At 65.5% G+C, this 17,252-nt stretch carries 16 protein-coding genes; 15 read left to right on the forward strand and 1 reads right to left on the reverse strand.

Features of this window, described 5'->3' with window-relative positions:
- Nucleotides 1-49: 49 nt before the first annotated feature.
- The 14 genes from CV770_RS04995 to fabZ all read left to right on the forward strand — a co-directional run bounded on the left by CV770_RS04995 (nt 50) and on the right by fabZ (nt 15,925).
- On the forward strand, nt 50-793 hold the full coding sequence (locus CV770_RS04995; protein ID WP_104461527.1) for a carbonic anhydrase: 744 nt from the start codon (nt 50-52) through the stop codon (nt 791-793).
- Between the two features lie 27 nt (nt 794-820).
- Nucleotides 821-1,015 carry a hypothetical protein gene (locus tag CV770_RS05000; protein WP_104461528.1) on the forward strand — a complete coding sequence of 65 codons (195 nt, stop codon included), beginning with the start codon at nt 821-823 and terminating at the stop codon, nt 1,013-1,015.
- 153 nt (nt 1,016-1,168) lie between these two features.
- Nucleotides 1,169-3,712 carry a caspase family protein gene (locus tag CV770_RS05005; protein ID WP_104461529.1) on the forward strand — a complete coding sequence of 848 codons (2,544 nt, stop codon included), beginning with the start codon at nt 1,169-1,171 and terminating at the stop codon, nt 3,710-3,712.
- A 245-nt stretch (nt 3,713-3,957) separates the two neighbouring features.
- The gene (locus tag CV770_RS05010; RefSeq protein WP_091965784.1) at nt 3,958-4,953 is read left to right on the forward strand and encodes a 30S ribosomal protein S2; all 996 of its coding nucleotides are present in this window, start codon (nt 3,958-3,960) and stop codon (nt 4,951-4,953) included.
- Nucleotides 4,954-5,089: 136 nt separating this feature from the next.
- Nucleotides 5,090-6,013 (forward strand): translation elongation factor Ts, encoded by a 924-nt coding sequence (tsf, locus tag CV770_RS05015; protein WP_104461530.1) that lies wholly within the window; start codon nt 5,090-5,092, stop codon nt 6,011-6,013.
- A gap of 60 nt (nt 6,014-6,073) precedes the next feature.
- Nucleotides 6,074-6,790 carry a UMP kinase gene (pyrH, locus tag CV770_RS05020; protein WP_104461531.1) on the forward strand — a complete coding sequence of 239 codons (717 nt, stop codon included), beginning with the start codon at nt 6,074-6,076 and terminating at the stop codon, nt 6,788-6,790.
- 70 nt (nt 6,791-6,860) lie between these two features.
- Nucleotides 6,861-7,424, forward strand: a complete 564-nt coding sequence (frr, locus tag CV770_RS05025; protein ID WP_091965781.1) for a ribosome recycling factor — start codon at nt 6,861-6,863, stop codon at nt 7,422-7,424.
- Between the two features lie 101 nt (nt 7,425-7,525).
- Nucleotides 7,526-8,284 (forward strand): isoprenyl transferase, encoded by a 759-nt coding sequence (locus tag CV770_RS05030; RefSeq protein WP_104461532.1) that lies wholly within the window; start codon nt 7,526-7,528, stop codon nt 8,282-8,284.
- On the forward strand, nt 8,281-9,123 hold the full coding sequence (locus tag CV770_RS05035) for a phosphatidate cytidylyltransferase (protein ID WP_104461533.1): 843 nt from the start codon (nt 8,281-8,283) through the stop codon (nt 9,121-9,123). The genes CV770_RS05030 and CV770_RS05035 overlap by 4 nt, the downstream gene beginning before the upstream one ends.
- Before the next feature lie 4 nt (nt 9,124-9,127).
- Nucleotides 9,128-10,351, forward strand: coding sequence for a 1-deoxy-D-xylulose-5-phosphate reductoisomerase (dxr, locus tag CV770_RS05040; protein ID WP_104461534.1), 1,224 nt, complete (start codon nt 9,128-9,130; stop codon nt 10,349-10,351).
- 44 nt (nt 10,352-10,395) lie between these two features.
- Nucleotides 10,396-11,547 (forward strand): RIP metalloprotease RseP, encoded by a 1,152-nt coding sequence (gene rseP, locus CV770_RS05045; protein WP_091965777.1) that lies wholly within the window; start codon nt 10,396-10,398, stop codon nt 11,545-11,547.
- 177 nt (nt 11,548-11,724) lie between these two features.
- Entirely contained in the window at nt 11,725-14,274 is a 2,550-nt protein-coding gene (bamA, locus tag CV770_RS05050; RefSeq protein WP_104461535.1) for an outer membrane protein assembly factor BamA, read from the forward strand.
- A 125-nt stretch (nt 14,275-14,399) separates the two neighbouring features.
- The gene (gene lpxD / locus CV770_RS05055; protein ID WP_104461536.1) at nt 14,400-15,467 is read left to right on the forward strand and encodes a UDP-3-O-(3-hydroxymyristoyl)glucosamine N-acyltransferase; all 1,068 of its coding nucleotides are present in this window, start codon (nt 14,400-14,402) and stop codon (nt 15,465-15,467) included.
- Entirely contained in the window at nt 15,464-15,925 is a 462-nt protein-coding gene (fabZ, locus tag CV770_RS05060; protein ID WP_091965774.1) for a 3-hydroxyacyl-ACP dehydratase FabZ, read from the forward strand. The genes lpxD and fabZ overlap by 4 nt, the downstream gene beginning before the upstream one ends.
- A gap of 27 nt (nt 15,926-15,952) precedes the next feature.
- Here fabZ and CV770_RS05065 read toward each other — a convergent pair whose 3' ends face one another.
- Nucleotides 15,953-16,276 (reverse strand): KTSC domain-containing protein, encoded by a 324-nt coding sequence (locus tag CV770_RS05065; RefSeq protein ID WP_104461537.1) that lies wholly within the window; start codon nt 16,274-16,276, stop codon nt 15,953-15,955.
- A gap of 175 nt (nt 16,277-16,451) precedes the next feature.
- On the opposite strand from CV770_RS05065, the gene lpxA reads away from it, so the two are divergent.
- Nucleotides 16,452-17,243: an acyl-ACP--UDP-N-acetylglucosamine O-acyltransferase gene (gene lpxA, locus CV770_RS05070; protein WP_104461538.1), complete on the forward strand. Its 792-nt coding sequence runs from the start codon at nt 16,452-16,454 to the stop codon at nt 17,241-17,243.
- The last annotated feature ends 9 nt before the right edge of the window (nt 17,244-17,252 follow it).

The raw sequence follows: 17,252 nt of genomic DNA on the forward strand, positions 1-17,252 counted from the left end.
TAAGTTGTTGTTTCGACAATCTCGTTCGGCGGGAAGCCAGGAGACAGCCATGTGCGACAAATGCTCTGAAAATCTGCATCAATCGGTTGCTCCCTCCCGGCGCTCAATGATGCTTCTTGCCGCCTCGGCGCTCGGGGCGGCGGCGTTTGGCGGGACCGCGTGGGCCAAGGAGGCGAAGGCGCCACCCAAACCCCAGAACGTGCTGTCACCCGATGCTGCGCTCAAGCGGCTGATGGAGGGCAATTCGCGCTACGTGTCGGGTGTGTCGCGCCGCCACGATTTCAAGCATGAGCGCGAGGCTCTGGTCAGCGGCCAGAATCCCTACGCGGCGGTCTTGAGCTGCGCCGATTCGCGCATCGCGCCCGAATATGCCTTCGACAGCGGACGCGGCGATCTGTTCGTGTGCCGCGTCGCCGGAAACTTTGCCGGCGACGAGACGGTCGCGAGCATGGAATATACCGTTGCCGTGCTCGGCACACCCCTCATCCTGGTGCTCGGCCATGACAATTGCGGCGCGGTCGATGCGACCATCAAGTCGCTGAAGGACGACAAGCCGCTGCCCGGACACATCCCCACACTGGTCTCCGCGATCGCACCTTCGGTGAAGACGGCGGCCAAGCAGAGCGGGAACGCGCTCGACAACGCCATTCGCCAGAACGTCATCGACAACGTTGCCAAGCTGAAATCGGCCGCCCCGCTTCTCAACGCAGCGGTCGAACAGGGCAAGCTCAAGGTGGTCGGCGGCATCTACCGGCTGAACACGGGGACCGTCGAGTTGATCGCCCAGGGCTAAAGCCCGGCGTTTGGAGCATCGGGCGTCGTGTGCAGCAGCTCCGAGGCCCGATCGCGCCAGCACGATGCCGCGACGGGCGGCGCGGTCCTCGGCGGCCTGGTCGGGCTTGTAGCCGTTTCCATCGCGACGGCAGGAGAGGCGAATCCCGGGCCGGCCGAGCTCGTTGCGCTGGACGAGGCGACCGCGCGAACGAAGCTCGCCGAGCTGCAAGCTGTGGAGTAAGGTGAGGCCGACTTGAGGCTGACCTGAAGCTGACGCCAGCAGCCGCGTGGCCACGCCACTGCCTCAATCCGAGCATTTCGTTCAACCGCCGTTCAGCCGGCTGCGCGCCTCATGCGTGGTGGCACCTCAACTACAGTAGCGGGCAAGCAAGCCATGCGTGGGACGTTTCGAACCTTCATTTGCCTTCTCCTGCCGATCGTGGCCCTTGCCGCCGGTATGCCGGGCGCAGCAAACGCGCAGCAGCAGGAGAAGCGCATCGCGCTCGTGGTCGGCAACGGCGCCTATGCCAAGTCGCCGCTGGCAACGACTGCGAACGACGCCGGCCTGATCGCGCAGACGCTGCAGGCGGCCGGCTTCGACGTCGTCGGTGCCCGCGATCTCGACGGCGACACGCTGCGCAAGAGCTTTCGCGACTTCATCCAGAAGGCCCAGGCCTCGGGGCCGGGCACGGTCGCGATGATCTATCTCGGCGGCTACGGCATGCAGCTTGCCGGCGAGAACTATTTCATCCCGGTCGAATCCAACATCACCCGCGACACCGACGTTCCGACCGAGGCCTTGCGGATCAGCGACTACGTGCGCCAACTCGCTTCGATCCCGCTCAAGGCCAACATCATCGTGCTCGACGCGGCCCGCGCGCAGCCCTTCATCGAGGGCGGCCAGCCGATCGCGAGCGGTCTGGCGCTGGTCGAGCCCGAGCCGAACATGCTGATCGCGTTCAACGCCGCACCCGGCACGGTCGCGCCGGAGGAGGCGGGGCCTTACGGCATCTACGCCCAGTCGCTGGCCGAGATGATCCGGACCGGCGGCCTGCCGCTGCCTGAGGTGTTCGACCGCGTTCGCCTGCGCGTCAACGAGGCCTCTAAGGGCGCGCAAGTGCCCTGGAACGAGCAGAAGATATCGGCGCCATTCTCGTTCTTCGAGCGCGGGCCCGACGCGCCGCCGCCGGAGTCCGCGCCCGACCAGGTCGCCGCGATCCGGAGCAAGCCGATCCGCGATCTCGGCGTGCGGGATGCCTATGCCGCCGCACTCGAGCGCGACACGCTGCCGGCCTATGAGGAGTTTCTTGCGGCCTATCCCGGCGATCCCATGGCCAAGCGCGTGATGGCGATCGTCGCGGCGCGCCGCGAGGCGATCACCTGGCGGCGCACCTTCCGGAACGACACGCCGGAAGCTTATTGGTCGTATCTGCGCCGCTATCCGCGCGGGCCGCATGCGGCGGACGCGCGTCGGCGCCTCGCGATCCTCACCGCGCCGGCCGAGCCGCCGCCGAGCTTTGCGATGATCGACTACGACGTGCCGCCACCGCCGCCGGAGGAGGTGGTCTATGTCGACCGTCCGGTGCTGTATTTCAGCGATCCCGACTTCGGCTTCGCACCGCCTCCGCCGCCGCCGGTCTATTATCTGCCGCCGCCGCCGCCGGATTTCGTCGTGCTGCCGCCGCCACTGCCCGTGGTCGGCCTGTTCGTGCTGCCGCAGCCGGTGTTCGTGCCGATCCCGGTGTTCGTCAGGCCGCCGGTCTATGTCGCGCCGCCGCCGAACAACATCATCTACCAGAACATCCATAATACGACGGTGATCAACACCGTGATCAACCGCCCGCCTGCACCAGCACCCGCTGCGGGGGCAGGGGCAGGACCGGGCAATCTGGCGCCAGCGATCGCCGGCCGTGCCAACCCGGCCGGACCTGCCGTGCCGCAGGCGGTCGTGCAGCGCGCCGCGCTGATCCAGCAGGGCAAGGCGCCGATGCCGCCGAGCGCGACGATCCAGCCGACGGCGAGGCCCGGGACGCCTCCGGCGACGCCGACGGCAGTCGCGCCGACGGCGGCGCCATCCATCGCGCCACAGACGGCGCCAACACCTGCCCCGCAGACCAGGCTGCCCCAGGCCAACACGCTGCCGGTTCCTGGCGCCCATGGCGGGCCGCCGGCGCCGCCAGCGGGGGCGGGGCCTTTGCCGGGCGGAAGGCCCGTGCCGCCGACGGCGACCGCACCCGGTGCGACTCCGCTGGCTCGTCCGGGGGCGCCGACCACGGCTGCTCCCGGCACGACGGCTGCTCCGGGCACAACGCTGCCTGCCCATTCCAATGCGCCAACGGCTGCCGCGCCGGCAACGGCTGCGCCCACCGTGACAAATCCGACTGCTGTGCCCGGTCAGCCCCCCAAGCCGCCGGTGGCACAGACGCCGCCCGGCACCGGGCCTGCGGATCACCCCAAGTCCGCGACCCGTGAGCCTGCTGGCTCGCCGCCCGCCGCTGCGGGCGCCCCGGCGACGCCTCCGGCCGCGGCCGGGAGGCCGATCGTGCCGCCGCCTTCGGCGGCACGTGAGCCGATCAGGCCCCAGCATCTGCCATCGGCGGCCCCGCCGCAGGCGGCCAGACCGGCTGCACCGCCGCCGCGGCCCCAGGCTGTGGCGCGGCCCACGCCGCCACCCCCGCCACGGGTGACGGCACCGCCGCCGCGGATGGCCGCACCTCCGCCGCCACGCCCGGCTCCTCCGGTTGCCGTCGCGCGGCCGGCGCCTCCGCCCATGGCGCGGCCCGCTCCACCGCCGCCGGTGGCTCGACCGGCACCGCCGCCGCCGCCGCGTATGGCCGTTGCGCCACCACCTCCGCCGCGCCCGGCCGCGCCTCCGCCGCGTCCCGCACCCCCGCCGCCGGCGGCCAAGAAGTGCCCGCCGAACCAGCCCAGGTGCTAGTCAAGTGCCAGTCGAGTGGCTGGTCGGGGCGCTAGGGAGCGGCCCGGTCTTCAGGGAAGGGGCCTCTCGCGGGCGAAATCCGCCCCCGAAAGGCCCTTATTTCCTTGCTTCTGGCCGAAATGGCGCTATACAGCGCCGCATCTCACACGGAAGCATGGCTCACAAGGCCGTCCGGTGGCAGCCGGGGCGACAACGCTCCGTTTTGCTCACACGCTTCCGGAGGAACCAACCGGAGAATTAGAACGATGGCACTACCCGATTTCACTATGCGTCAGCTGCTCGAAGCCGGCGTGCACTTTGGTCACCAGTCTCACCGCTGGAATCCGAAAATGGCGCCGTTCATTTTCGGTGCCCGCAACAACATCCACATCGTCGATCTCGCGCAGACCGTGCCGTTGCTGCACAACGCCTTGCAGGCGGTCAGCGACACCGTCGCCAAGGGCGGCCGCATCCTGTTCGTCGGCACCAAGCGCCAGGCGCAGGACGGCGTCGCGGACGCTGCCAAGCGTTGCGCGCAGTATTTCGTCAATTCGCGCTGGCTCGGCGGCACGCTGACCAACTGGAAGACGATCTCGGCCTCGATCAAGCGCCTGCGTCACCTCGACGACGTGCTGGCGGGCGGCGATGCCAGCTCCTACACCAAGAAGGAGCGCCTGACGCTTCAGCGCGAGCGCGACAAGCTCGACCGCTCGCTCGGCGGCATCAAGGACATGGGCGGTCTGCCCGACCTGATCTTCGTGATCGACACCAACAAGGAAGACATCGCGATCCAGGAGGCCCAGCGCCTCAACATTCCAGTCGCCGCGATCGTCGACACCAATTCGGACCCGAAGGGCATCACCTATGTGGTGCCGGGCAATGACGACGCCGGCCGTGCGATCGCGCTCTATTGCGACCTGATCGCGCGCGCCGCGATCGACGGCATCGGGCGCGCCCAGGGCGATTCCGGCATCGACGTCGGTGCCTCGGTTCGCCCGGTCGCCGAAGAGCTGCCGGCCGCCTCGACGAGCGGTTTCCAGGGCCTTGCCGGCCCGCGCGGCACCGCCGACGACCTCAAGAAGCTCCCGGGCGTGTCGGGTGCGATCGAGAAGAAGTTCAACGACCTCGGCATCTTCCACTTCTGGCAGCTCGCCGAGCTCGATCACGACACCGCGCACAAGATCGGCGAAGAAGTCGGTCTGCCGAGCCGCGCGGATGCCTGGGTGGCCAAGGCCAAGGCGCTGACCGCGGAAGCGGAATAGTCAAGAGAGCGATGGGTTGGCTGGACAAGATCCGGCCACCATTTCATTCAGTTGACGCGAATCCCTGAGATGGACCGCGGCGGGGCGCTTCGATGCCACGCCGCGGCGAACCAGCAGGCACAAAGGATTTTCAACGATGGCAACGATCACAGCTGCGATGGTCAAGGACCTGCGCGAGTCGACCGGCGCGGGCATGATGGACTGCAAGGCCGCGCTGACCGAAAACGACGGTAACATGGAAGCGGCGCAGGATTGGCTGCGCAAGAAGGGCCTGTCCAAGGCCGCCAAGAAGTCGGGCCGCGTCGCGGCCGAGGGCCTGATCGGCGCCCTCACCAAGGGCACCAAGGGTGTCGTGGTCGAGGTCAACTCCGAAACCGACTTCGTCGCGCGCAACGGCCAGTTCCAGGGCCTCGTCAAGATGGTCGCCCAGGTCGCATTCGACGCCGGCTCCGATGTCGAGAAGATCAAGGCCGCCAAGGTCGGCGACGTCACGGTCGAAGCCGCCATCAATGACGCGATCGCCACCATCGGCGAGAACATGACGCTGCGCCGCGCAGCTTCGCTCGAAGTGAGCCAGGGCGTGGTGTCGAGCTACGTCCACGGCGCGGTCGTCGAGGGCGCCGGCAAGATGGGCGTGATCGTGGCGCTGGAATCGCCGGGCAAGGCCGATGAGCTCGCAGCGCTCGGCCGCCAGATCGCGATGCACATCGCCGCCGCCAACCCGCTCGCGCTCGATCCGTCCGGTCTCGATCCGGCGGTCGTCAAGCGCGAGAAGGACGTGCTCGCCGACAAATATCGCCAGCAGGGCAAGCCGGAGAACGTGATCGAGAAGATCGTCGAGTCCGGCCTCAAGACCTACTACAAGGAAGTCTGCCTGCTCGAGCAGGCCTTCATCCACGACACCGGCAAGTCGGTGGCGCAGGCGTTGAAGGAAGCCGAAGGCAAGGTCGGCGGTGCCCTGAAGATCGCCGGCTTTGTGCGCTATGCTCTCGGTGAGGGAATCGAGAAGCAGGAAAGCGACTTCGCGGCCGAGGTCGCTGCGGCCAGCGGCAAGAAGTAAGCGCCGGAACGTTCCTTCCGGCGTGCCGCCGGAAGCGGCGCTCGGACAAGGAAAGTGCTCATGTCTGATCCGGTCTATCGTCGCGTCGTGATCAAGCTGTCCGGCGAATATCTCGCGGGACAGCAAGGCTTTGGCATCGATCAGCCGACCGTCGACCGGGTTGCGGACGATCTGATCGCGGCCCGCAAGCTCGGTACCGAGGTTGCGGTCGTGATCGGCGGCGGCAACATCGTGCGCGGCGTCGAGGTCTCCGCCCGCGGTGTGTCGCGCCCGACCGGCGACACCATGGGCATGCTCGCCACCATGATGAACTGCCTCGCGCTGGAATCGGCGATCGAGCGCAAGGGCACGCCGGCGCGCACGCTGTCGGCCTTCGTCATGCCCGAGATTTCCGAGCTGTTCACCCGTGCTGCGGCGCACAAATATCTCGCCGAGGGCCGGATCGTGCTGCTTGGCGGCGGGACCGGAAATCCGTTCTTCACGACAGATACGACCGCAGTGCTGCGGGCCGCCGAGATTGGCGCCCAGGTGGTCCTGAAGGCCACCAATGTCGACGGCGTCTACTCGGCCGATCCGAAGAAGGATCCGGCCGCCACGCGGTTTGACCGGCTGACCCATTCGCAGGCGATCGAGGGCGGCTACAAGGTGATGGATGCGACCGCCTTCGCGCTTGCTCGCGAGACGTCTCTGCCTATCATCGTATTCTCGATCGCGGAGCCGGGTTCGATCGGCGCGATTCTACGTGGCGTCGGCCACGGAACCATTGTCGCCGGCTGACCGCTCATCTGTCGCGCGCCTTTAGGGAAAATCGCGGGAGCGGTCGCCGGGATTTTGAAGGAGAAACGTGATGTCCACGGGTACTTTCGACCTCAACGAAGTGAAGCGTCGCATGCAGGGCGCCGTCCAGTCCCTCAAGCACGAGCTCGGCGGCCTGCGGACGGGGCGCGCCTCCGCCTCGATGCTCGATCCGGTGCAGGTCGACGCCTATGGCAGCCACATGCCGCTCAACCAGCTCGCCACCGTCAGCGTGCCGGAGCCGCGCCTGATCTCGGTGCAGGTCTGGGACAAGTCGATGGTCAAGGCGGTGGAGAAGGCGATCGTCGATTCCAACCTCGGCCTGTCGCCCGCGACCGAAGGCCAGGTGCTGCGCCTGCGCATCCCCGAGCTGAACGAGGAACGGCGCAAGGAACTGGTGAAGGTCGCGCATAAATATGCGGAAGCCGCCAAGGTCGCCGCGCGCCACGTCCGCCGCGATGGCCTCGACGTGCTCAAGAAGCTCGAGAAGAATCACGAGATGTCCGAGGACGACCAGAAGCGCCACGCCGACGAGGTGCAGAAGGCGACCGACGGTACGATCTCCGAAATCGACCAGTTGCTGGCCGCCAAGGAAAAAGAAATCCTCACCGTCTGAAGCGCGATGAATTGTCATCGCGCTTCAGGTTATTGTAAGCGCATGATCTTTTCGGAAAACCGCTTCGCACTTTTCCGGATCATGCTTTAAGGCCACCTTCAATGTCCAACGCCGCCGCGCCTGCAACGGAAGGACCCGATCGGTCCGAGGCGCCCGCGCATGTCGCCATCATCATGGATGGCAATGGGCGCTGGGCGGCCGCACGCGGTCTGCCGCGTGCGGAGGGGCATCGCCGCGGCGTCGAGGCGTTGCGCCGCGTGGTGCGCGCCTCGCACGAGCTCGGCATCCGCTACCTCACCATCTTCTCCTTCTCGTCGGAGAACTGGTCGCGTCCGGCGAGCGAGATCGGCGATCTCTTCGGTCTGCTCCGCCGCTTCATCCGCAACGATCTCGCCAGCCTGCATCGCGACGGCGTCAAGGTCCGCATCATCGGCGAGCGCGACGGGCTCGAGGGCGACATCTGCGCGCTGCTCAACGAGGCGGAAGATCTGACGCGCGACAACACGCGCCTCACGCTCGTCGTCGCCTTCAATTACGGCTCGCGGCAGGAGATCGCGAAGGCGGCGCAGAAGCTCGCGCGCGAAGTCGCGGAAGGCAGGCGCGATCCTGCCTCGATCGACGCCGAGACGCTCGGAGCCCATCTCGATGCGCCCGACATTCCCGATCCCGATCTCATCATCCGCACTAGCGGCGAGCAGCGCCTGTCCAACTTCCTGATGTGGCAGGCCGCCTATAGCGAACTCGTGTTCGTGCCGATCCACTGGCCCGATTTCGACAAGGCGGCGCTGGAAAGCGCGATCGCCGAATTCGCCAGGCGCGAGCGCCGTTTCGGCGGCCTGGTCGCGAAAACTGCCTCGTGAGCGAACAAGACGCCGCACCGGCGGGCGCCAAGCCTGCCCCGAACAATCTGGTGATGCGGGTCCTCGCAGCGCTGGTGCTGGCGCCGCTGACCATCGCGGTCGCTTATGCCGGTGGCTGGTTGTGGGCGCTGCTCGTCACCCTGGTGTCGATCGGGCTGTTCGCGGAATGGCTGACGGTCGTCGGCGCGGGCTCGGCGGCGCTGACCGGGGCTGGGACGATCGTCATCGCGATTATGGGGGCCGCGGTTGCTTTTGGAGGGCTCAAGACCTCCGTCATCGTCGGCCTCGTCGGCGGCGCGATCGTGACGCTGATCGCGCGCGGCAAGTTCATCTGGGCGGCGACGGGCTTTGCCTATGCGGCGGCGGCGTTGCTGGCGTCGATCCTGGTGCGGAAGGATCTCGTCAACGGCTTCTCCGCGCTGATGTTCGTGCTGCTGGTGGTGTGGGCGACCGATATCGGCGGTTATTTTGCCGGTCGCAGCATCGGCGGGCCGAAGCTCTGGCCGCGCGTGAGCCCGAAAAAGACCTGGTCCGGGGCCCTGGGCGGCTTCGTCGCAAGCCTTCTGGTTGCGGTGGGCTTTGCGGCTTGCGGGTTCGGAAAGATGGGACCATTGCTGCTGGTCAGTGCCATCCTTTCGGTGGTGTCGGCACTGGGCGATCTGTTCGAATCCGCGGTGAAGCGGCGCTTCGGTGTCAAGGATTCCAGTCACTTAATTCCCGGCCATGGCGGGCTTATGGACCGCCTGGACGGTTTTGTCGCCGCCATCCTGGCGGCATGGATTATCGGCTTTCTCCGCCATGGTGTGCATAGCGCCGGAAGCGGTCTTATGGTTTGGTGAGGATATGAGCGCGGTCCCATTGCGTAATAACAAGGCTGCGGCGTCCAGCGTCCGCAGCGTCACGGTTCTCGGCGCCACCGGCTCGATCGGCGACAGCACGATGGATCTGCTGCGCGCCTCGCCCGAGCGCTACCGCGTCGAAGCCTTGACGGCGAACAGCAATGTCGAAGCGCTGGCAAAGCTCGCGAAGGAATTTTCCGCGCGCTACGTCGCGATCGCCGACACCTCCAAGCTCGCCGAGCTCAAGGCCGCGTTGGCCGGGACCAGCACCGAATGCGGCGCCGGCGAAAGCGCGGTGATCGAAGCCGGCGCGCGTCCGGCCGATTGGGTGATGGCGGCCGTGAGCGGCGCTGCCGGATTGAAGCCGGCGCTGGCGGCGGTCGACCGCGGCGCGCATGTGGCATTGGCCAACAAGGAATGCCTGGTCTGCGCCGGCGATTTCTTCATGCAGCGTGCGGCCAAGGCGGGCGCCTGCATCCTGCCGGCTGATTCCGAGCACAATGCGCTGTTTCAGGCGCTCGCCTCGGGCAATCGGGACGAACTCGTCCGCGTCATCATCACCGCGTCGGGCGGCCCGTTCCGCACCTGGAAGCCGGCCGACATCGAGCAGGCCACGCTCGAGCAGGCCCTGAAACACCCGAACTGGAGCATGGGCCAGAAGATCACGATCGATTCGGCGTCGATGATGAACAAGGGCCTCGAGGTGATCGAGGCGTCCTATCTGTTCGCGCTGTCGCCTGACGAGATCGACGTCCTCGTGCACCCGCAGTCGATCATCCACGGCATGGTCGAGTTCTCCGACCGTTCGGTGATGGCCCAGCTCGGCGCGCCCGATATGCGCACGCCGATTGCGCATTGCCTCGGCTGGCCCGACCGGATCAAGGGGCCGGCGGCCAAGCTGGACCTCGCCAAGATCGGCCAGCTGACCTTCGAGGCACCGGACTTCGAGCGCTTCCCCGGATTACGGCTGGCTTTCGATTCGCTCCGGACCGGGAAGGGGGCGACCACCGTCTACAACGCGGCCAATGAGGTCGCGGTCGCCGCGTTCATCGCCGGCAAGATCCGGTTCGGCGCGATCGCCCGGCTGGTGGAGGCAACACTGGACGACTGGATCCGCAGCGGGAACCAGGCGCCCCTGATGTCCGCCGATGATGCGATCTCTGTTGACCATGTTGCTCGAAATAGAGCTGCCGCCCTATTGCCTCAAATTGCCTTAAAGGCATCCTAGATGGTTCGGGGCCAGGGCCTTGCGGCGCTGGATGAGGGAATTCGATGATCGACTTTTTTGTCCATAGTTTCAATACGTTGAGCCATGGGCTCCTCGGCTACGCGGTTCCCTTCTTGTTCGTCCTGACGATCGTCGTGTTCTTCCACGAACTCGGCCATTTCCTGGTCGCGCGCTGGGCGGGCGTTCGGGTGTTGACCTTCTCGCTCGGTTTCGGACCTGAGCTGGTCGGTTTCAATGACCGCCACGGCACCCGCTGGAAGATCTCGGCCATCCCGCTCGGCGGCTACGTCAAGTTCTTCGGCGACGAGAGCGAGGCCTCGACTCCCTCGGCCCAGACGCTCGCGGCCATGACGACCGAGGAGCGCGCCGGCAGCTTCCACCACAAGAAGGTCGGCCCGCGCGCCGCCATCGTCGCGGCCGGACCCATCGCCAATTTCATCCTGGGCGCGCTGATCTTCGCGGGCATGGCGCTGTATTACGGCAAGCCGAGCACGATCGCGCGGGTCGATGGCGTCGTCGCCGATGGCGCCGCAGCTGCGGCCGGCTTCAAGATCGGGGACGTCGTCGTCCAGATCGACGGCAAGCCGATCGAGAGCTTTGCCGACATGCAGCGAATCGTTGCGATGAATGCGGGTTCGGCTCTTGCCTTCCAGGTGAAGCGGGACGGCGCCATCGTCTCGCTGACCGCAACGCCGGCCCTGCTCGAGCGCAAGGATCCGTTCGGCAACAGCCACCGTCTCGGCGTGCTCGGCGTCGAGCATAAATCTCAGGCCGGCGAGGCCTCGACCGCCCCGGTGGGCGTCGGCGAGGCGCTCAAGATCGGGGTCGAGCAGGTCTGGTTCATCATCACCAGCACCTTCAAGTTCCTGGGCTCGCTGTTTGTCGGAAACGGCAATCCGAACGAGGTCAGCGGCGTTCTGGGCATCGCGAAGATGTCCGGGCAGGCGGCCAGCGCCGGGTTCCAGTTCGTGATCAATCTCTGCGCGGTGCTGTCGGTGTCGATCGGCCTGCTGAACCTGTTCCCGATCCCGCTGCTCGATGGCGGCCACCTGATGTTCTATGCGGCGGAGGTCGTCCGCGGCCGCCCCCTGTCCGAGCGGACTCAGGAGATGGGGTTCCGAATCGGGCTCGGTTTGGTGCTGATGTTGATGGTGTTTGCGACCTATAACGACATCCTGCGGATGGCGGCATCTTGATGGAGGCTTTTTTGTGGCGTTGCTGATGAGCAACGTCTTGGAATGAAATTGAAATTACGGCGCTTTCGGCCGTTTGCGGCGTCGGTGAAATTGGCTACAAGCGGCCTGAACTTGGGGAATCTTCCAGACCGGCGTTGGGGTTGGGTCTGGCTCGGAATGATAAGGGCGCGTTGCGCGATGAAGTTTGGACTGCGACTCCGGGGGGGCTTGCTCGCAACCCTGATCATGTTCGGCGCGCCGGTGATTGCCCCGGTCGGGGCTGTTTTTGTGTCTTCGTCTGCGCTCGCTCAGACCGTGCAGTCGATTTCCGTCGAAGGAAATCGCCGGGTCGAGGTGGAGACGATCCGCTCCTACTTCAAGCCGGGTCCGGGCGGGCGCCTGGATCAAGGCGCCATCGACGACGGCCTCAAGGCCTTGATCGAGACCGGCCTGTTCCAGGACGTGAGAATTAACCGCGGCGGCGGCGGCCAAATCGTCGTCTCCGTGGTGGAAAACCCGGTGATCGGCCGGATCGCCTTCGAGGGCAACAAGAAGATCAAGGACGAGCAGCTCACCACTGAAGTCCAGTCCAAGGCGCGCGGCACCTTCTCCCGCGCCATGGTGCAGTCCGACACGCTGCGAATCGCTGAAATCTATCGCCGGTCCGGCCGCTATGACGTGCGCGTCACGCCCGAGGTCATCGAGCAGCCGAACAACCGCGTCGACCTCATCTTTACGATCGAGGAGGGCGCCAAGACCGGCGTCAAGTCGATCGAGTTCGTCGGCAATGTCGCATTCTCGTCCTATCGCCTCAGGGACGTCATCAAGACCCGCGAATCGAACCTGCTGAGCTTCCTGGCCAGCGGTGACATCTATGATCCCGACCGCGTCGAAGCCGACCGCGACCTGATCCGCCGCTTCTATCTCAAGAACGGCTTCGCCGACGTCCAGGTGGTGGCCGCGCTCACCGAATACGATCCCGAGAAGAAGGGTTTCAACGTCACCTTCAAGATCGAGGAAGGATCGCAGTACCGGGTCGGCGCGCTCGACTTCCGCTCCAGCATTCCGAACTTCGATCCCTCGTCGATGCGCGCTTATTCGCGCGTCAATGTCGGCTCGCTCTACAACGTCGAATCGGTCGAGAAGTCGGTCGAGGAGATGCAGATCGAGGCCTCGCGCCGCGGCTACGCCTTCGCCGTGGTCCGGCCCGGCGGCGACCGCAATTTCGAGGCGCACACCGTCTCCGTCGTGTTCAACATCGACGAAGGTCCGCGCACCTATATCGAGCGCATCAACCTGCGCGGCAACACGCGTACCCGCGATTACGTGATCCGCCGCGAGTTCGATATCTCCGAGGGCGACGCCTACAACCGCGCCCTGGTCGACCGTGCCGAGCGGCGCCTGAAGAACCTCGACTACTTCAAGAGCGTGAAGATCACGACGGAGCCCGGCTCGTCGAGCGATCGTGTGGTCCTGATCGTCGACATGGAAGAGAAATCGACCGGCGACTTCTCGATCTCGGGCGGTTACTCCACCACCGACGGCGCGCTGGCCGAAGTCTCGATCTCCGAGCGCAACCTGCTTGGCCGCGGTCTGTTCGCCAAGGCGTCGGTGACCTATGGCCAATATGCGCGCGGCTACTCGCTGTCGTTCGTCGAGCCGTATCTGCTCGACTACCGCGTCGCGCTCGGCCTCGACCTCTATCAGCGCCAGCAGCTGTCCAACAGCTACATCTCCTACGGCACCAAGACGCTCGGCTTCTCGCCGCGCCTCGGCTTCTCCTTACGTGAAGATCTGGCGCTCCAGCTGCGCTACTCGATCTACCAGCAGGAAATCTCGCTGCCGTACTATCTGGCGAACTGTAACAACAACCTGGGCACCTCGGCGTTCAACCCGAGTCCGGCCTTCGTCAATGCCAATGGCGGCGTTCCGGATCTGACCTCGACCAACGGCCTCGGCTGCTACAGCGACGGTGAAGCCTCGCTGCCGGTGCGCAAGGAGCTTGCCAACGGCAAGACTTTGACCTCGGCGCTCGGCTACACGCTGACCTACAACACGCTGGACAACAACAAGAACCCCACCGACGGTCTGCTCATCGACTTCCGCCAGGATTTCGCCGGCGTCGGCGGTGACGTCTCCTACATGAAGTCGGTCATCGATGCGAAGTACTACACTCCGCTGGTGTCGGACATCGTCGGCTTGGTCCGCCTGCAGAGCGGCATGCTGAACAAGATGGGCAGCGATCTGCGCATGCTCGATCACTTCCAGATGGGTTCGAACCTCGTCCGCGGCTTTGCCCCGAACGGCATCGGCCCGCGCGATTTGAATCCGTTCGGTACGCAGGACGCGCTCGGCGGCACCAAGTACTGGGGCGCTTCGCTCGAATTGCAGATGCCGTTCTGGTTCCTGCCGAAGGAAGTGGGTCTGAAGGGTGCGGTTTATGCCGATGCCGGCGGCCTCTACGACTACCAGGGACCAACCAGTTGGGCATTTAACCCAGTCACTGGCACTGGCACCAACGAAGTCAATGCACCTGGTTGTATCCCGTCGTCCATCAATCCATCGACCGCGGGAACCTGTACCGGCCTCGTCTATGACGACAGCAAGGTGATCCGCTCGTCGGTTGGTGTCGGTCTGATCTGGCAGTCACCGTTCGGTCCGCTGCGCTTCGACTACGCCGTGCCGCTCAGCAAGGGCAAGTACGATCGCACGCAGGAGTTCCGGTTCGGCGGCGGCACCACGTTCTAATTCGATCAGCACGGCACGATCCGGATCACCGGAACCGGTTTCCGAAAGGGATCGTGCCAATCCAAGAGATGGAGCATGATGCGGCTCGACCGCTTCATGCCGAAGCCGGACCGCGACGGGGTGGAATGGCGCAGCCGACCTTCTTCACAAAGCCGCCTGCCTCAACGTTGGCTGACATTGCCACGCTGACCAAGGCGCAGCTGGTCGATCCCGCCAGGGGCGGCCACATCATCACGGGCCTTGCTTCCCTTGACGAAGCGGGCCCGATGCATCTGGCGTTCTTCGACAACCTCAAATACGCCGACGAGCTCAAGGCGACCAAGGCCGGCGCTTGCCTGGTGAGCCCGCGCTTCGAGCCCCAGGTGCCCGCGCACGTGGCCGTGCTGCGGGTGGCGCAGCCGTTCCGGGCCTTTGTCAGGATCGCGCGGGAATGGCACGGCGAAGCGCTGAGGCCCCAATCCTGGGTCGGCAATGACGGCATCGCGCCGTCGGCGATCATCGATCCTTCGGCCCGGCTCGAGGACGGCGTGATCGTCGATCCCCTGGCCGTGATCGGCCCGGATGTGGAGATCGGCAGCGGCACCGTGGTCGGCGTCGGGGCGGTGATCGGGCCCGGCGTCAAGATCGGCCGGGACTGCAATGTCGGCGCGCGCACCGCGATCCAGTGCGCCCTGATCGGCAACAATGTGCTGATCCATCCCGGCTGCTCGATCGGCCAGGACGGCTACGGCTTCATTTTCTTCGGCCCCGAGGGCCATCTGAAGGTGCCCCAGACCGGGCGGGTGGTGATCCAGAACGACGTCGAGGTCGGCGCCGGGACCACGATCGACCGCGGCAGCTTGCGCGACACCGTGATCGGCGAGGGTACGAAAATCGACAATCAGGTCCAGATCGGTCACAATGTCACGATCGGCCGGCATTGCCTGCTGGCCGCCCAGATCGGGCTCGCCGGCAGTCTGTCCATTGGCGACAACGTGGCACTCGGAGCGAAGGTTGGCATCAACAACCACCTCAAGATCGGGGATGGTGCCCAGGTGACCGCGATGAGCGGCGTCAAGGACGACATCCCGCCGGGCGGACGCTGGGGTGGCTTTTTCGCCAAGCCGACCAAACAATGGTTCAAGGAGATCATCGCGGTGGAGCGCTTGGTACGCGACAGCAGGGCTGATCCGAAGGATGAGGGACGGGAATGACGGAGGAATCACCTGTTAAGTTCGAGCTGGTGGACATCAATGCCATCCTCCAGACGCTGCCGCACCGCTTTCCGATGCTGCTGATCGACCGCGTGATCAACATCCGGGCCGACTACAGCGGCATCGGCATCAAGAACGTCACCTTCAACGAGCCGGCCTTCCAGGGGCATTTCCCGGAGCGACCGGTCTATCCCGGCGTCATGATGATCGAGGCGATGGCGCAGACCGCGGGCGTGATCGGCATCAAGTCGGTCGAAGGCACCGAGAAGCCGCGGGCGGTCTATTTCCTCACCATCGACAAGTGCAAATTCCGCAAGCCCGTGCTGCCGGGCGATACCATCGAGTATCACATGCGCTCGGTCGGCCGCCGCAAGGCCATGTGGTGGTTTCACGGCGACGCCAAGGTCAACGGGCAGGTGGTTGCGGAAGCCGACGTCGGCGCCATGCTGACGGACTGAGCGGCACGCGCGTCGCGCTGGTCGGGCTCACGCGCCGCAATCGTAGCGGCTACCGGGGGCCTCGCGCTTAATGTTCTGGTTGAAGAACTGACCCATGGACGGCGCGCCCAGGAGACGGTCGGCCGTCTCGGCCGCGACGCCGCAATAGCGCGCATAGCTGCCGCCAGTCGCGACGACGAGGTCGTGCTGCGCGCGGTCGTAACAGACACGCTGAAGCACCGTGCTGCGGCTGATGTCGCGGCATTCGAATGTCGCGAGGTCGATAGGTTGGCGTTCGCCGGTCTCGACCGTCTCGGACACGATCGGTGCGGCCGCGAGTTGTGCGAGCAGAAGTGCCAGGGCCCTGACCATGAAAGCTGAAGCTCCGCATGAAGTTGTTGATGAGCCGGGACGACCGCCTCATCCGGTACTTGAAACAGGCAGAGATGATACGTCACTGGACAGATCGGGCATAGTCGCGCTAACCACCGGAAAACTGAGCGACTTCAACGCATAACCAGACCTTCTTGACGAGTAAGATTGCTTGATGAGCAAGATTGATCCCACCGCACGGGTCGCGGACGGCGCCGTGATCGGCGAGGGCACCGAGATCGGGCCGTATTGCATCATCGGCCCGAATGTCGTGATTGGCGCGAACTGCAAGCTGGTCGGGCATGTGCACATCACCGCGCAGACGACCATCGGCGACGATTGCATCATCTATCCTTTTGCCTCGCTGGGCACGCCACCGCAGTCGCTCAGCTACCGGGGCGAGCTGACGAAGCTCCAGATCGGATCTGGCTGCACCATCCGGGAGTCCGTGACGATGAACGCCGGCACGGTCGCCGGCGGTGGCATCACCACGGTCGGCGATCGCGGCTACTTCATGAATTGCAGCCACGTCGGCCATGACTGCCATGTCGGCAACGACGTGATCTTCGCGACCTCGGCGACGCTCGGCGGTCACGCCGAGATCGGCGATTTCGTCTTCATCGGTGGTCTGTCCGCAGTGCACCAGTTTACCCGCATCGGGCCGCAAGTCATGGTTGGCGGCGTGTGCGGCGTGCGCGACGACATCATCCCGTTCGGGCTGGTCAACGGCCAATATGCGGCGCTGGAAGGCCTCAACCTGATCGGCATGAAGCGGCGCAAGTTCACCAAGCAGCGGCTGGCGACGGTGCGCGGGTTCTACCAAAAGCTCTTCCATGGCCCAGGCACATTCGCCGAGCGGTTAGAGGCATCCAGGCCGCTTGCGGGTGAAGATCCGGCGATCGCCGAAATCCTCGACTTCATCGGCAAGGGCAAGCGACCGCTCTGTCTTCCTGCCATTGCGAAGTGATTTTGGGAT

Origin of the sequence: Bradyrhizobium sp. AC87j1 (genome assembly GCF_002936975.1) — a bacterium.
Lineage (GTDB): Bacteria > Pseudomonadota > Alphaproteobacteria > Rhizobiales > Xanthobacteraceae > Bradyrhizobium > Bradyrhizobium shewense.

Coding starts and splice junctions, on each gene's coding strand:
- CV770_RS04995 (WP_104461527.1), top strand. CDS start 50: ATGTGCGACAAATGCTCTGAAAATCTGCATCAATCGGTTGCTCCCTCC.
- CV770_RS05005 (WP_104461529.1), top strand. CDS start 1,169: ATGCGTGGGACGTTTCGAACCTTCATTTGCCTTCTCCTGCCGATCGTG.
- CV770_RS05010 (WP_091965784.1), top strand. CDS start 3,958: ATGGCACTACCCGATTTCACTATGCGTCAGCTGCTCGAAGCCGGCGTG.
- tsf (WP_104461530.1), top strand. CDS start 5,090: ATGGCAACGATCACAGCTGCGATGGTCAAGGACCTGCGCGAGTCGACC.
- pyrH (WP_104461531.1), top strand. CDS start 6,074: ATGTCTGATCCGGTCTATCGTCGCGTCGTGATCAAGCTGTCCGGCGAA.
- frr (WP_091965781.1), top strand. CDS start 6,861: ATGTCCACGGGTACTTTCGACCTCAACGAAGTGAAGCGTCGCATGCAG.
- CV770_RS05030 (WP_104461532.1), top strand. CDS start 7,526: ATGTCCAACGCCGCCGCGCCTGCAACGGAAGGACCCGATCGGTCCGAG.
- dxr (WP_104461534.1), top strand. CDS start 9,128: ATGAGCGCGGTCCCATTGCGTAATAACAAGGCTGCGGCGTCCAGCGTC.
- rseP (WP_091965777.1), top strand. CDS start 10,396: ATGATCGACTTTTTTGTCCATAGTTTCAATACGTTGAGCCATGGGCTC.
- bamA (WP_104461535.1), top strand. CDS start 11,725: ATGAAGTTTGGACTGCGACTCCGGGGGGGCTTGCTCGCAACCCTGATC.
- lpxD (WP_104461536.1), top strand. CDS start 14,400: ATGGCGCAGCCGACCTTCTTCACAAAGCCGCCTGCCTCAACGTTGGCT.
- fabZ (WP_091965774.1), top strand. CDS start 15,464: ATGACGGAGGAATCACCTGTTAAGTTCGAGCTGGTGGACATCAATGCC.
- CV770_RS05065 (WP_104461537.1), bottom strand. CDS start 16,276: ATGGTCAGGGCCCTGGCACTTCTGCTCGCACAACTCGCGGCCGCACCG.
- lpxA (WP_104461538.1), top strand. CDS start 16,452: ATGAGCAAGATTGATCCCACCGCACGGGTCGCGGACGGCGCCGTGATC.